General features: G+C 63.8%; 13 protein-coding genes. 4 read left to right on the forward strand and 9 right to left on the reverse strand.

Annotation, left to right across the window (positions count from 1 at the left end; genetic code table 11):
* Nucleotides 1-3 precede the first annotated feature (3 nt).
* Together ASILVAE211_RS14910 and ASILVAE211_RS14915 are read left to right on the forward strand one after the other, a co-directional pair.
* Nucleotides 4-1,629, forward strand: coding sequence for an amidohydrolase (locus ASILVAE211_RS14910; protein ID WP_227322129.1), 1,626 nt, complete (start codon nt 4-6; stop codon nt 1,627-1,629).
* Between the two features lie 276 nt (nt 1,630-1,905).
* Nucleotides 1,906-2,142 (forward strand): hypothetical protein, encoded by a 237-nt coding sequence (locus ASILVAE211_RS14915; RefSeq protein ID WP_227322130.1) that lies wholly within the window; start codon nt 1,906-1,908, stop codon nt 2,140-2,142.
* 162 nt (nt 2,143-2,304) lie between these two features.
* Here ASILVAE211_RS14915 and ASILVAE211_RS14920 read toward each other — a convergent pair whose 3' ends face one another.
* The 5 genes from ASILVAE211_RS14920 to ASILVAE211_RS14940 are packed head-to-tail and all read right to left on the reverse strand — an operon-like array spanning nt 2,305 to nt 6,760.
* Nucleotides 2,305-2,997, reverse strand: coding sequence for an ABC transporter permease (locus ASILVAE211_RS14920; RefSeq protein ID WP_227322131.1), 693 nt, complete (start codon nt 2,995-2,997; stop codon nt 2,305-2,307).
* Entirely contained in the window at nt 2,994-3,683 is a 690-nt protein-coding gene (locus ASILVAE211_RS14925; protein WP_227322132.1) for an ABC transporter permease subunit, read from the reverse strand. Before ASILVAE211_RS14925 ends, ASILVAE211_RS14920 begins: the two co-directional genes overlap by 4 nt.
* Before the next feature lie 14 nt (nt 3,684-3,697).
* Nucleotides 3,698-4,450, reverse strand: a complete 753-nt coding sequence (locus ASILVAE211_RS14930) for an amino acid ABC transporter ATP-binding protein (protein WP_227322133.1) — start codon at nt 4,448-4,450, stop codon at nt 3,698-3,700.
* Nucleotides 4,447-5,778, reverse strand: a complete 1,332-nt coding sequence (locus ASILVAE211_RS14935; RefSeq protein ID WP_227322134.1) for an NAD(P)/FAD-dependent oxidoreductase — start codon at nt 5,776-5,778, stop codon at nt 4,447-4,449. Before ASILVAE211_RS14935 ends, ASILVAE211_RS14930 begins: the two co-directional genes overlap by 4 nt.
* A gap of 58 nt (nt 5,779-5,836) precedes the next feature.
* Nucleotides 5,837-6,760 carry a homocysteine S-methyltransferase family protein gene (locus ASILVAE211_RS14940; RefSeq protein ID WP_227322135.1) on the reverse strand — a complete coding sequence of 308 codons (924 nt, stop codon included), beginning with the start codon at nt 6,758-6,760 and terminating at the stop codon, nt 5,837-5,839.
* Nucleotides 6,761-7,126: 366 nt separating this feature from the next.
* On the opposite strand from ASILVAE211_RS14940, the gene ASILVAE211_RS14945 reads away from it, so the two are divergent.
* Entirely contained in the window at nt 7,127-7,603 is a 477-nt protein-coding gene (locus tag ASILVAE211_RS14945) for an Lrp/AsnC family transcriptional regulator (RefSeq protein WP_227322136.1), read from the forward strand.
* A gap of 57 nt (nt 7,604-7,660) precedes the next feature.
* Here ASILVAE211_RS14945 and ASILVAE211_RS14950 read toward each other — a convergent pair whose 3' ends face one another.
* From ASILVAE211_RS14950 to ASILVAE211_RS14965, 4 genes are all read right to left on the reverse strand, one after another.
* Nucleotides 7,661-7,840 carry a hypothetical protein gene (locus ASILVAE211_RS14950; protein WP_227322137.1) on the reverse strand — a complete coding sequence of 60 codons (180 nt, stop codon included), beginning with the start codon at nt 7,838-7,840 and terminating at the stop codon, nt 7,661-7,663.
* Between the two features lie 167 nt (nt 7,841-8,007).
* Complete coding sequence (locus ASILVAE211_RS14955; RefSeq protein WP_227322138.1) at nt 8,008-9,204, reverse strand: GGDEF domain-containing protein; 1,197 nt, start codon at nt 9,202-9,204, stop codon at nt 8,008-8,010.
* An 86-nt stretch (nt 9,205-9,290) separates the two neighbouring features.
* Nucleotides 9,291-10,568 (reverse strand): porin, encoded by a 1,278-nt coding sequence (locus ASILVAE211_RS14960; protein ID WP_227322139.1) that lies wholly within the window; start codon nt 10,566-10,568, stop codon nt 9,291-9,293.
* Nucleotides 10,569-10,743: 175 nt separating this feature from the next.
* Entirely contained in the window at nt 10,744-11,418 is a 675-nt protein-coding gene (locus ASILVAE211_RS14965) for a DUF1345 domain-containing protein (RefSeq protein ID WP_227322140.1), read from the reverse strand.
* A 126-nt stretch (nt 11,419-11,544) separates the two neighbouring features.
* On the opposite strand from ASILVAE211_RS14965, the gene ASILVAE211_RS14970 reads away from it, so the two are divergent.
* Entirely contained in the window at nt 11,545-12,783 is a 1,239-nt protein-coding gene (locus ASILVAE211_RS14970) for an AGE family epimerase/isomerase (RefSeq protein WP_227322141.1), read from the forward strand.
* Nucleotides 12,784-12,996: the final 213 nt, after the last annotated feature.

A 12,996-nucleotide genomic window follows, 5' to 3' on the forward strand; every position in this document is an offset into this window, starting at 1 on the left:
ACCATGACGACACACATAGACAAAATCCTGTTCAACGCGCGGCTGCGGGATGCCACGGCGCCTGAGGGTATGCGCGAGGGCGACGCCATCGCCATCAGCGGCGGCGTGATCCTGGCCGTGGGCAGCGGCGAGGATATTCTCAAACTCCGCAGCAGCCGGACCGAGGTTTTCGATCTGGACGGCGCCTATCTCATGCCCGGCCTGGTGGACGGCCATGCGCACCCTGTCTCCGGCAGCGACCTGCAGGTCGGCGTCGATATGACGGGCGCGCGCACGGCGGAGGAAATGCTGGCGCGCCTGCGAGCGGAAGCGCAGCGTACCCCGCCTGGCCAATGGGTGATGGGCTATAGCCAAGACCCAATCGCCTATGCCGATATTCCCCATATCGCGGATGCGATCGAGGAGGCAGTCGGCGGCCGCCCGGCCTTGGTGCATGTCTTCGATTATCACGGTGTCGCCGTCAGCCGCACGGCTTTGGCCATGGCCGGCGTCACCGGGCCGCGCAGCTTCATCGGCGCTTCCGTCATCGTCTGCGATGCCGATGGCAAGCCGACGGGCGTGCTGCTGGAGCCGGAGGCGATTGCGCTGGTCAAATCCCTGATCCCGGTGCCGAGCTTCGCCGAACGTGCCGCATCACTGCGCGCCACGCTGAACCGCATGGCGGCCCATGGGCTGACGGGCATTCATGTCATGGACGCCAATACCCGCAGCCTGGAGCTTTATGCCGCGCTGGAAGCCGAAGCCGACCTGCCGCTGCGCCTGCATGTGGCCCCTTGGGTCAATCCCGGTGCGACGCAATCCGATATCGATGAGGTTCTGGCCCAGCAAAGCCTGCATGGCCGCCACTGGCGCGTCTGCGCGGCGAAATTCTTCATCGACGGCACGATCGACGGCGGCACCGGCTGGCTGCATGAGCCTGACCGCTTCGGCGAGGGCCTGTCCGCCCTCTGGACCGACCCCACGACCTATCACTATGCCGCCCGCTTCTTTGCCGAACGCGGCGTGCAGACCATCACCCATGCCATTGGCGACAAGGCTGTCCGCTACGTGCTGGATACGCTGAAAGAGGTGCCGGAGGATGTCCGCCGCGCCGCCCGGCATCGCGTCGAACATATCGAGACGCTGCCGGACGAGGATATCGGGCGCTTCGCGGCGGAAGGCATTGTCCCGTCCATGCAGCCGTCCCACGCCGTGCGCTATACGCGCGCGGACCATTCCGACAACTGGTCCAGCCGCCTTGGCACGGAGCGCGCCAATCGCGCCTGGCGCAGCCGGGACATCGCCGACACCGGCGCGCCGGTGGTGATGGGGTCTGACTGGCCGATCGCCCCTTTCGATCCGCGCGATATTCTGGTCTGCGCACGCTTCCGCCGTCTGGCCGAGCAGACGGAAGCCGCGGCCATCCAGCCGGCCCAGGCGCTGACGGGAGTGGAGGCGCTCGCCGGGCTGACCAGCGTCGCGGCCCATGCGGTGCATGAGGAAGCGATATCCGGCGCGCTGACGCCCGGCATGCGCGCCGATCTGACGGCAATGTCCGTCGACCCGATCACGGCGTCTGCCGATGCGCTGACATCCGCGCGCTTCATTTTCACGATGATGGATGGGCGCGTGACGCATAGCGCGCTTTAGGACGCGGCCTGCTGTCGTCAAAGCGATTCGGCTATTTACACTGCGTCATCCCCGGCACAAGGCCGGGGATGACGACTCTCTTTAGGCTTAACCAGATGATCAGGCGGGCGTCCCTATCCGCGTCAACGGGATGAGAACAAAGACTTACCGGCCAGCCGGTTCGTAGTACCAACTGACTAACCGGCTGGACAAGCCATCGCCTAAATGTCGGGATGTCCGCGCAACAAGCCCAGACCTATTAAATCCCGGCATTCAGGGATTTGGCGGGTAGCTGCTATGGACTTCACCAGGGCCTTTATTCTTCGGTCGAACGAGGACCAGCTTTACACGCATGCGGCCGAGCAGCAGCGCCTTGACCGGCGCGCCAGCCGTCTGCGGACCCTCCTGTTTCCGCTCCTCAATCTCACGCTGCTGGTGGCCGTCTATTACGGCTATCGCGTATTCGACTATCAGAGCTGGCTGAGGCTGACGGACAATGCCTGGACCCTCTGCCAGAGCCTTATCGGCAACTGATCGCGCAGGCGCGATTTAAAATCTGCCAGGCTTAGACTGAAACAACGCCATTCCCGCGAAAGCGGGAATCCTCTTACTATGGCACGGCCCGAGCCGTAGAAGATGCCCGCTTTCGCGGGCATGACGGCTTGGGAAGACGCTTTCGTACAAACCGGACAGACCCTAGCGCATGCGCGCGAGCGAGGCCTCGATCGCCATCACGACCAGGCTGATCGCGCCAACCAGCACGACATAGACGATGGCCGCGCCCGCCAAAGGCTCCAGCACCCGCAGGCTCTGGTAGCGAATGACGTCCGCCGTGCCCAGCACGTCGAAGATGGTGATGGTGGAGACCAGAACGGTCGATTTCAGCAGCAGGATAAGTTCGCTGCCGAAGGTCGGTAGCGTGATCATCAAGGCGCGCGGCAGCACGATGCGCCGGAAGGTGGTGAAGGGCGACAGGCCGAGTGCGGCCGCCGCCTCGCGCTCGCCGCGCGGCACGCCGTCCAAACCGCTGCGCAGGATGACGGCGACATAGGCGGTTTCGTTGATGATGAGCGCCACGACACCATACCAAAAGGCGTCGCGCAGATAGGGCGAGGCCCAGCTATGGCGCATCCAGCGGCCAGGGATCAGCGAGCCCAGGCCGTAATAGATGAAATAGATCTGCACCAGCATCGGCGTGCCGCGCATGAGCAGGCTATAGGCCTGGGCCGGCCAGCGGAACCAGGCGCGCCCCCCCAGGGCCAAGGCCAGCGGAATGCCGAAGACAGCGCTGCCGATAGCGGCGATGGCCGTCAGTTCCAGCGTGATGGGGATGGCCGCGATCAATTGCGGCATCACCTGCGTCAGAAAGAAATGGCCGTCGAAATTCATGCGATATGCAGTCCGCGCCGGCTGCGGATATGGAGCGCATTCAGTATCCACATGGAAACGACGCTGATCAGCAGGAAGCATAGCGCGGCCAGCGCATAGAACAGAATGTATTGCTTGGTGGCGGCGGCGGCCAGGCTGCTGACCTTCAGCACATCGGCGAAAGCGCCGACGATGCTGATGAGGGAGGAATCCTTCGTCGCATTCAGCCAGACATTGCCCAGCGCCGGCAGCGCATGGCGCAGCACCTGCGGCCCCAAAACCCGGCCCCAGCGCACCGGAAAGGACAGGCCCAGCGCCAGCGCCGCGTCACTCTGCCCACGCGGCAGCGCCAGCACGCCGGCGCGCAGAATCTCGGTCACATAGGCGCCCTGGATGAAACCGAGTGCGATGACCGCGACCAGGAAGGGACTGAAGGAAAAGTCCGACTTGACCAGTCCGACGGAAGCCGCGAGGCCCGAAAGCGCGCCCGCCAGCACATAGAAGGCAATCAGCAGCAGCAGCAGTTCCGGCAGCGCCCGCACGATGATGGTATAGAGATTGCCGAGCACCCGCAGCACCCGCCAGGGCGCAAGCTTGGCCGCCGCCCCCAGGACGCCGAAGATCAGCCCGATCAAATAGGAGCAGACGGAGATTTCCAGCGTCAGCAGAATGCCGGCCAGGAATTGACCGCCGTAACCGCCCATCATGCTGCCGAGCCCGCTCAATGACTGCGCAATATTTGGGCCAGGAAGCGCTGCAAGCGCTCGGTCTTGGGCGCCGCGAACAGCGTATCGGGCGCGCCCTGCTCCACGATCTCGCCGCCGTCCATGAAGATGACACGATCCGCCACCTGTCGCGCGAAACCCATTTCATGCGTCACGCAGAGCATGGTCATGCCTGAACCCGCGAGTTCGACCATGGTATCCAACACTTCGCGGACCATTTCCGGGTCCAGCGCCGAGGTCGGCTCATCGAACAGCATGACGCGCGGCTGCATGCAGAGCGCGCGCGCAATCGCCACACGCTGCTGCTGGCCGCCGGAAAGCTGATTCGGATATTTCCTGGCCTGTTCAGGAATCTTGACGCGGCCGAGATAATCCATGGCCAGCGCTTTCGCCTCTGCCCGCTTCATGCCGCGCACCGACATCGGCGCCAGCACGCAATTCTCCAGCACGGTCAGATGCGGAAAGAGGTTGAAGGACTGAAAGACCATGCCGACATCGCGGCGAATGCGCTTGAGCGACGTGGCATCGCGCGTCAGCGCAATGCCATCGACGGTGATATGGCCGGACTGGTAGCGCTCCAACCCGTTGATGCAGCGGATCATGGTCGATTTGCCCGAGCCCGACGGCCCGCAGATCACCACGCGCTCCCCTTGGGCCACGGTCAGCGAGATGTCGCGCAGGACGTGGTTGCTGCCGAAGCTTGTATTGACGCCTTGCAGGGTGACGGCAGCCTGCGCGCCTGCCGTCACAGTTCTGCGCCCAGGACGATGGGCGACCCATCGCGGAAGCGCGTCAGACGGAAATCCGTGGGATCCACGAAGGGCGTATCCCCCATCGCGATATCGGCAGCCAGTTTGCCCGCGCCGGGACCGATGCCGAAACCATGGCCGGAAAAGCCGGTCGCGACGACCAGTCCGGGCAGTTCATCCGCCGCGCCGATATAGGGAACGATATCGGGCGTCACATCGATATAGCCGCCCCATTCCTGCACCACCGGCACATCGCGGAAAGCGGGATAGAGCTTGCGCATCGCTTCCATCGCAATGCCGTTCAGGCGCTTGTTGGGGGCCGGGTCCAGCACGCGCACCTGCTCAAAGGGGCTTTCGCGGTCCAGCGACCACGTGCGTGGTGTTGTAAACTCAAACCGGGATAGCGCGTTGAAGCGCGGACGGATGCCGCCTATCCCCTCGCGCTTGATATTGGGCCAGAATTCTTTCAGGTAGCGGAAGGAATCCGGCACGATGGGCGTCACATGGCCGGTGCCATGGGCGATGGTATAGCCACCGTCGGCGCGCTTGCGATAGCCGATCTCCCCCATCCAGGTGCAAGGCCCGGGTCCGTTATCGACCGGCCCCGTCCGCAGGACCGAGGACAGAACCTTCAATTGCGGCAGCCGGATGCCAAGGCTGGCGCAGAACAGACCGGACCAGGCGCCGCCGGCCAGAATGACGGCGTCGCAGGCGATGCGACCGCGCTCCGTCACCACGGCGCTGACGCGCCCGCCCGTCCGTTCCAAGCCGCGCACGGCGCAATGGCCGTGAATGGTGGCGCCCTTCTCCTGCGCGGCGCGGGCAATGGCCGGGGCCGCCTTCTGGGGCTCGGCGCGGCCGTCGCTCGGCACATGCAAACCGCTGCGGAATTTCTGCGACGCACCCGGCATCAGCGCATCCATCTCGGCCCCCCGCACCAGACGCGCGCCGATCTGGAAGGGGGCGGCCATGTCCATCCAATCGGAGAAGCCGCGCTCGTCGCCCTCGTCCTCAGCGACATAGAGGACTCCGCATTCGCGGAAGCCGGTCTCGGCGCCGATCTGCCGGTCCAGCCCGCGCCACAGACGCAGGCTTTCCACGATCAGCGGCATTTCGCGCGGGTCGCGCCCCGCCTGGCGCACCCAGCCCCAGTTGCGGCTGGATTGCTCGCCCGCGATATGGCCCTTTTCGCAGAGGGCGACGGAGACGCCGCGACTGGCGAGGGTATAGGCGGCGGAAGTCCCGATGATGCCGCCGCCGATGACGACGACGCTGGCCCGGCCGGGGAGAACCTCATCATAGGTTATCGAATCAACATAAGGACCCATCACTCACCCTTCATCACCCGCTAGGCAGACGCATCAAAGACCGGAACGCGGCCGCCCGCTACGGGGCAGAGACCGCATCCGCCCGCAGGCGCCGCGACAGGTCATGGATATGACGCACACCGATGCCGCAGCAACCGCCAATGATGGAGGCGCCGGCAGCCACCCATTCATCCGCCCATTCGCCGTAGCGCGTGCCGTCCAGATCCTGGCGGACGTCCGCCAGTGTCTCGTTCGCTTTCTCATCCGCCTGCGGCTCGAAAGCATTGGCATAGACGCCTATGGGCGTCTTGGCGCCATGGGCCGCGAAGACGGCCGCTGCCACCCGCACAGCCGGCGTCATCACCTCGGGCTGGCTGCAATTGAACAGCAGCGTGTCGATGCCGGATCCGGCCGCCCAGGCGGCTGCCTCGGAGACCGGCTCCCCCGACCGCAGGCGGGGTTCCGCGCCGCGCGCCTCGGGCGCATCGTCAAGCGTGAAGGACATCCACACCGGGCGGCCGTCGCCGGAAACGGCGTCCATCACCGCGCGCGCCTCGGCGATGCTGGACAGCGTCTCGCCCAGCCACAGATCAACCCTAGGCCGCAGGCCGGTGACCAGCACCGAGAGATAGTCCTGCACGCGCGCCGGATCGAACAATTCCGGCTGGTAGGAGCCGAAGATCGGCGGCAGGGAGCCGGCGACGCGCACCGTGCGGCCGGGCTGCGCCGCCGTCACGGCATCCGCCGCCTGACGCGCCACCTGGCCGGCACAGGCCGCCAGCATCGGGCCATCCGCGCGGAAGCGGTCTTCACCGATATGGAAAGGCACCAGCGCGTAGCTATTGGTGGTGATGACATCGGCGCCGGCAGAGGCGAAATCGCGATGCACCTGCTCGACCAGCGCCGGAGTTTCCATCAATGCCAGGGCTGACCATTCGGGCTGGCGGAAAGGTGCGCCGATCCGCTGCAATTCCCGGCTCATGCCGCCGTCTAGGATAATCATGCCACTCAATCCTTGAGCGAGACGTTTCCGGGTGAACAACCGGCCCCCCTCATTCTCGAACCATCAATTTAGAAACCGATTCAGACTCTGGGCCGGATCGGCCTTGAATCATCGGACTCTCGAACGGCCGATGACGCTACAGGCGACATCCGATGCGAAATCGGCAAAATTTGATCAAATTCGCCGATAAAGGGCGATACGCGACAGCTCGGCGCCAAAATTAACCAAAAAAGCACGATTTTTTATCGGCCAATGCATCACAGATACTGCCCGCAAGCGTGTGATTGTGCTACAGACGTGGTTCATGCTTCGTCGAGACGCGGGTGCGGCCGTCTCTCACGGAAACGCCGCGACGTCGGAGACGAGATGAGCGAGCCGCTGGATTCTTTCGACTGCAAAATCCTGAATATTCTGCAGGAAGACTGCCAGTTAAAGGCCGAGCAGATTGCCGAACAGGTCAGCCTATCGACCTCCGCCGTGCAAAGGCGGATCAAACGCCTGCGGCAGGATAAAATCATTACGGCCGAAATCGCAGTGGTGGACCGCAAGGCCGCCGGCAAGCTGATGACCTTCGTGGTCGGTCTGGAGATCGAGCGGGAAAATTATACCGCCCTCGCGCGGTTTCGGGTCTGGGCCGAAAAGCAGACGGAAATCCAGCAGGCCTATTACGTGACCGGTTCGGTCGATGTCATCCTCATCATCGTCGCCGAGGATGTCGAGGCTTTCGACGCCGTTTCGGCCCGCATCATGGCCCATAACCCGCAGGTGCGGCGGATGAACACCAATGTGGTGCTGAACATCCTCAAGCTGGGCCTGACCGTGCCGGTGGAAGCCACGCGGTGAAGCCGTCACAAAAAAGGGCGCCCTGCGGCGCCCTTTCCTGCGATCCCTTAGACGGGATCAATCGTAGCGATAATAGCCATGCGGATGAGCATGATCGTGGTAGTAGTGACGATGATGGTAATGATGATGGTTGTAGTAGTAATCGGCATGGGCTGCCGAAACGCTGACCGCCGCCGCGCCGGAAAGACCAAGAACCATAAGCACCGGTCGCAAATTTCGCACGATGAATTTCATCATCTATCTCCTGCTCAGTTCTGAGAACCACGTTGAAATTTGTGTTCGTCAGTTGGAACGATAGGTGAGACCGGTTCGGCATTCCTTCAAGCCTGACATCTTTGCGAGCAACACTGCGTCACGCAATGCCTCGCTCTCGCCACAACAGCACGGCGATACCAAGGCCGAGCCTAGATGCGCGCAGTCTCACGCTCTGAGACAACCGCTGGAGCCGTGTCCGACGTCAGAATGATGACGCGGTCGCGGCCGCCACGCTTGGCCTCGTACAGCGCATCATCGGCAGCAGCCAGAAGTCGCGCGGGATCGAAGCCGGCCGAAGGCTCAGCCATGGCGACGCCCATGCTGATGGTGACGATGCCGCTCCCCTGCCCCTCATGCGGCAAACGCAGATCCCTGACCGATTGACGCAGGCTTTCGGCTAAAGCGGCAATCTCGTCCCGGCTCGGCAAGGATACCAAAGCCACGAACTCTTCCCCGCCATAGCGGAACACGCTGCCGTCCACGCCGGACAGCCCGGCCTTGAGCCCCTGGGCAATCCGGCGCAGGCAGCGATCGCCATGCAGATGGCCGTAGCGGTCATTATAGGATTTGAAGTGGTCGGCATCCATCATGATGATGCCCAGCGCCAGGCGGTGGCGCGCGGCCCCGGCGGTCGCCATCGGCAGGCGCTCTTCAAAAGCACGCCGATTTTCGATCCCCGTCACCACATCCGTCAGCGCGGCCTGACGATAGAGGCGGAGCGTCTTGTCCCGCGCCAGACCGATGAGCCCGATGGCCAGCAGCAGGGTGACGACGAGGGAGACAAGATCGGTCAGCACCAGGCCGCGCAAGGTCAGCAGATGCGCTTGAGCGGCCGGCGGCGACACAAGATTGACCATGGCCCAGACCAGATAGACGCCTGCCTGAAGTCCCAGCAGGCCGATCATATAGAGCCGCAATGCCGGTGTTGTGCGCGCGAAGGCCAAGACCTCCCGCGCGGCCAGCAGAAAGAACAGCGCCAGCACGAGATTGGCCAGAACGATGCGCGGGCCGATTGCGCCAAAAAGCGGCCATGCGGGCAAGCCGCACCATAGCAGCGGCGGCAAGGCCAGCGCCCAAGGCCAGACCCGCACTTCGCGCAGCCGTCGGCAGGCGAACCACAGGCAACAGCTCGCGGCTTCGATCAGGCCGTTCGACAGGATGAGCGATGCCGGCGCCGGCACCGAGAAGCGGAGAATGATGCCGATGCCCGCACCGAGCGTTCCGCCGAACATCCAGAGCAGTGCGGTTTCCCGGCGCGCATCCAGCCAGGCGACGGCATAGCTGACGCCGACCAGCAGGATGATAAGGAGATGGATGACGAGGATCGTGACCGGATCAAGCACCATCGGTAAGGCGTTATCCCTGCCCTGCGAAGACGCTGTATGATGCCCGGCCGCCAGTCACTGTCGTGCGGGATCGAGCCCGCACGCCGTTACCACTGAATTTGCGTGCCCAAACCGAAGAGCTGAGACTGGACATTGTTATGCGCGTCACCGGCGTCGCCGGTTGCGAAATCATAGCCGCCCTGCTGGCGCGTGCCAAAGAGATAATCGGCGAAGAGATTCACGCCCGGCACCAGGGTATAGGTGATGCCGGCGGCAACGCCGTTATTCTGCTGCTGCCCGGTCGTCAGACCGGAACTGGTGATGGTCGCGCCCGAGCCCGCATCCGTGCCGCCCGGCAGATCGCCGGTCTGGGTGAAGCGATAGAAGCTGGCGCCCAGCACGATCGGACCGAGCGCGTATTGCGCGCCAGCCATCCAACCGATGGCCTTGGTGCCGCCGTCGGGTTCCAGCTGGAAGGTGAAGCCGTCGGCCATATTGAAGGCGCCGGTCACGGCATTGCCGCCGACGGTGAGGCCGCCATAGGTCAGCGTTGCGCCACCGGTGAAGATGCTCATGTCCTTGTAGCCGGTGACGCCTTGCGGGTCGCCGGTATTCGCCACCTGCCCGGCCGTCGTGTAGTCCAGCCCGACCTGCAATCCGACCGGCCCGAAGGCCTGGGTATATTGGCCGCCGATATCGAGCATATTGCGCGGCATGCCGCCCGAAATCGGCGTCGCCGAGGTGGTGACGGCCGGGGCATAGTTCGACGCCGTCTGGTTCGGCGTGAATCCGGCCGAGAACTGGAATCCTGCCAGCGCGGGCGACAGATAGACGATCTTGTCGGAGGCCTGATCATAGGCCGCGCCGCTGTCCGGGAAGGGATAGACCGGATTGGCGCCGACCGGGATCATGCCCTCGATATCGCCATTCCAGCCACCGTCATTGAAGCCTTCGAAGAAGCCGGTCTCGGTCAGGACGGAGGGACCGTTCTGCTGACCGAAGCTGATCTGGCCCAGTTGCGGCAGGCCGAGATAGCCATAGGCCTGGAAGACATACAGCGTCTCACCGCCGGCGGAGGCGCTGCTATTGGTGCGGATTTCAGCCGAACTGCCGTAGTGCAGCCCATTGGCCGCAACGCCCTGGAAATTGGGATAGAGACGCAGATAGCCGAGGAAGCTGCTGGTCGAGGTCTTGGTGCCGCCGATATTGTCGAGCGAGGATCCTTCAACGCCAGCGTACCAGTTCACGCGGCCATTGAGATGGACCGCAGACTGGCCGGGCGCGAGGTTGGTGTCGGGCGTCGCCTGCGCCATGGCCGGAAGCGCATAGCCCAGCCCGGACAGCATGATGACGGTAGCGGCGCTACCAAGCCAAAAGCCACGCATAACCTCTCCTTTTCCGCCACCGACAGTGTCTTACGTCCCGGCAGAACGAGTCGCGCCATGACAATTCAGGGTAGGCTTAACCGGGTTAAATCCCAGTGCATGGGGGAGCACAATGGGAACCTCTGCTCAGGACACCGGCTTGGAACGCAGAGCTCATACAGGGTGCCAAGGCAGCCTAAAGCAGCCCGGCCGCGATATTGACGGTCAGCGCCAAAATCACCGTATTGAAGGTGAAGCCGACGAAACCGTGCAGGGTCGCCAGCCGCCGGATTTTGCGGGCAGTGATGTCGACGTCGGAGACCTGGAAGGTCATGCCGAGCACCATCGCGAAATACAGAAAGTCGAAATAGTCCGGCTCCGGCTCATGCGGAAAATCCAGCCCGCCGTCCATCTGCTCGCTGCCGTCCGAATAGGCGTAGAATTCGTGCGCGTAGCGCAGCGCGAAGATGAGTTGCATGGTCAGCCAGGACAGCACCAGGGTCAGGATGACCAGAGCCAGATGGAAGGCCTTGGTCTCCCCCTTCAGGCTGCTGATATTCTTGAATTCGATCACCACGACCAGGACGCTGGCGACGATCGCGGCGAGCGAGATGGCGAAAACCGTCCATTCTCCCGCCTCCTGTGCCTTGGCGCGCGCCGGCATGTCGACCGGCGCTGTGCGGACCATGGTGACACCCCACCCGATCAGCAGGACCAGGGCGCCGACGTCCCAGCTCAGCACCACATGCCCCAGGCCGCCGGCCTCGGCCTTCAAGGCGGCACGCGGCAGCAGAAGGGCGGCCAGCAGGCCCGCCAGCACGGCCGCGCCCAGCTGAAGGCGGCTGGTCAGAAAAGGAGGCAGTCGCTGCATGTCATTCCCGCCGCTTGGCCATAGTTTCTGGTCATAAGTGCCATCGCCCGGCCGCCACACAAGGTGTGCTTGCACGCGACGCCGCAGTCTGCGAGTGCAATTGCATAAACGATCCGGGAGAAAACAATGTCGCCGTCACAAGACGCCACAGCCATCGACACCCTAGGCTGGACCCAGCGGCCCACCCATCGGCGCTGGCTGCAAGCGCAGGCCGATGCGCTTCTGCGGCAATTCCAGTTCGTCTCCACCGATCCGGCCGGCGGGTTCTTCGACCTCGATATCGCCGGGCAGCCGCGACGGGAGACCCAAATTCGGGAACTGGTGACGACGACGCGCGTCACCCACTGTTTCGCGGTCGCGCATATGCAGGGCTGGCCGGGTGCCGCTGCCCTGGTGCGGCATGGCCTTGCCGCTTTGTGGGATCTGCACCGCGACACCACCCATGGCGGCTATCGCTGGCAGGCCGGTCCGGGCGCGGATCAGAGCAAGCAGGCCTATGGCCATGCCTTCGTCCTGCTGGCGGCGAGCACTGCGAAAATGGCAGGTTTTGCCGAAGCCGAGCCGATCCTGGCCGACGTCACCCGTGTGCTGAACGAGCGCTTTTGGGAAAGCGCGCATGGCGCCACGGCGGAGGAATTCGCGGTCGACTGGTCGCCGATCAGCACCTATCGCGGCCAAAACGCCAATATGCATCTAACGGAAGCGCTGATGGCCGCCTTCGAGGCGACCGGCGAACGCGACTATCTGACCAAGGCCGAGAGCATTGCCGACCTCGTCATCAACCGGCTGGCGCGCGCCCATGCCTGGCATGTGATCGAGCATTTCAACAGTGCCTGGCGGCCTGATTTCAACTATCGCGGGTCGGACATGTTCCGGCCCCAGGGCACGACACCGGGCCATGCCCTGGAATGGTCACGGCTGATCGCGCAGCTGCATATCCTGGGCGGCGGTCATAAAAGCTGGATGCCGGAGGCGGCGGCCGGCCTGTTCCGGCAGGCGGTGACGGACGGCTGGGACAAGGAAACCGGCGGTTTCTACTACACGCTGGACTATGCGAGCGCGCCGCTGATCAGGGACCGGCTATGGTGGCCCTGCTGCGAGGGCGTGGCTGCGGCCGCCTTCCTGGGCCAGATCACCGGAGACGCATTCTACGAGGCTTGGTATCGCCAGATCTGGGACTGGTCAGCGCAACGCCTGGCGGATCCGGTGCATGGCGGCTGGCACCCCGAGCTGGATGACAACCTGACCCCGCGTCCGCGCTTCTTCACCGGCAAGCCCGATATCTATCATCTTCTGCAAAGCTTTTTGATTCCGCTTTATCCTGCCGAGGGAAGTCTGGGTGAGATGGCCCGCCGCCTGGGCTGACATCCAGCGGCGCGGACAGGGAGCGATCATCACACCCTCTGTCCGCGCCGCGCCGGTCACGCAAACGATGATCACTCAACATTTTTGCCATCGCAACGGCGCGATGGTGATGTGTTTTCTCTCTCCCCGACTTAGCCGCGAAGAACGCCTGACAGATTGACGGCTTGCTCCTCAGGCGCAATCCAGCAAGCAGAGCCGAATGCCGTTCAACTC

The organism is Acidisoma silvae (assembly GCF_020618775.1).
GTDB lineage: Bacteria > Pseudomonadota > Alphaproteobacteria > Acetobacterales > Acetobacteraceae > Acidisoma > Acidisoma silvae.

Bases quoted from the DNA above. Each gene is read 5' to 3' on its own strand.
- ASILVAE211_RS14910 (WP_227322129.1), top strand. From the start codon at position 4: ATGACGACACACATAGACAAAATCCTGTTCAACGCGCGGCTGCGGGAT.
- ASILVAE211_RS14935 (WP_227322134.1), bottom strand. From the start codon at position 5,778: ATGGGTCCTTATGTTGATTCGATAACCTATGATGAGGTTCTCCCCGGC.
- ASILVAE211_RS14920 (WP_227322131.1), bottom strand. From the start codon at position 2,997: ATGAATTTCGACGGCCATTTCTTTCTGACGCAGGTGATGCCGCAATTG.
- ASILVAE211_RS14945 (WP_227322136.1), top strand. From the start codon at position 7,127: ATGAGCGAGCCGCTGGATTCTTTCGACTGCAAAATCCTGAATATTCTG.
- ASILVAE211_RS14925 (WP_227322132.1), bottom strand. From the start codon at position 3,683: ATGATGGGCGGTTACGGCGGTCAATTCCTGGCCGGCATTCTGCTGACG.
- ASILVAE211_RS14940 (WP_227322135.1), bottom strand. From the start codon at position 6,760: ATGATTATCCTAGACGGCGGCATGAGCCGGGAATTGCAGCGGATCGGC.
- ASILVAE211_RS14970 (WP_227322141.1), top strand. From the start codon at position 11,545: ATGTCGCCGTCACAAGACGCCACAGCCATCGACACCCTAGGCTGGACC.
- ASILVAE211_RS14960 (WP_227322139.1), bottom strand. From the start codon at position 10,568: ATGCGTGGCTTTTGGCTTGGTAGCGCCGCTACCGTCATCATGCTGTCC.
- ASILVAE211_RS14955 (WP_227322138.1), bottom strand. From the start codon at position 9,204: ATGGTGCTTGATCCGGTCACGATCCTCGTCATCCATCTCCTTATCATC.
- ASILVAE211_RS14965 (WP_227322140.1), bottom strand. From the start codon at position 11,418: ATGCAGCGACTGCCTCCTTTTCTGACCAGCCGCCTTCAGCTGGGCGCG.
- ASILVAE211_RS14915 (WP_227322130.1), top strand. From the start codon at position 1,906: ATGGACTTCACCAGGGCCTTTATTCTTCGGTCGAACGAGGACCAGCTT.
- ASILVAE211_RS14950 (WP_227322137.1), bottom strand. From the start codon at position 7,840: ATGATGAAATTCATCGTGCGAAATTTGCGACCGGTGCTTATGGTTCTT.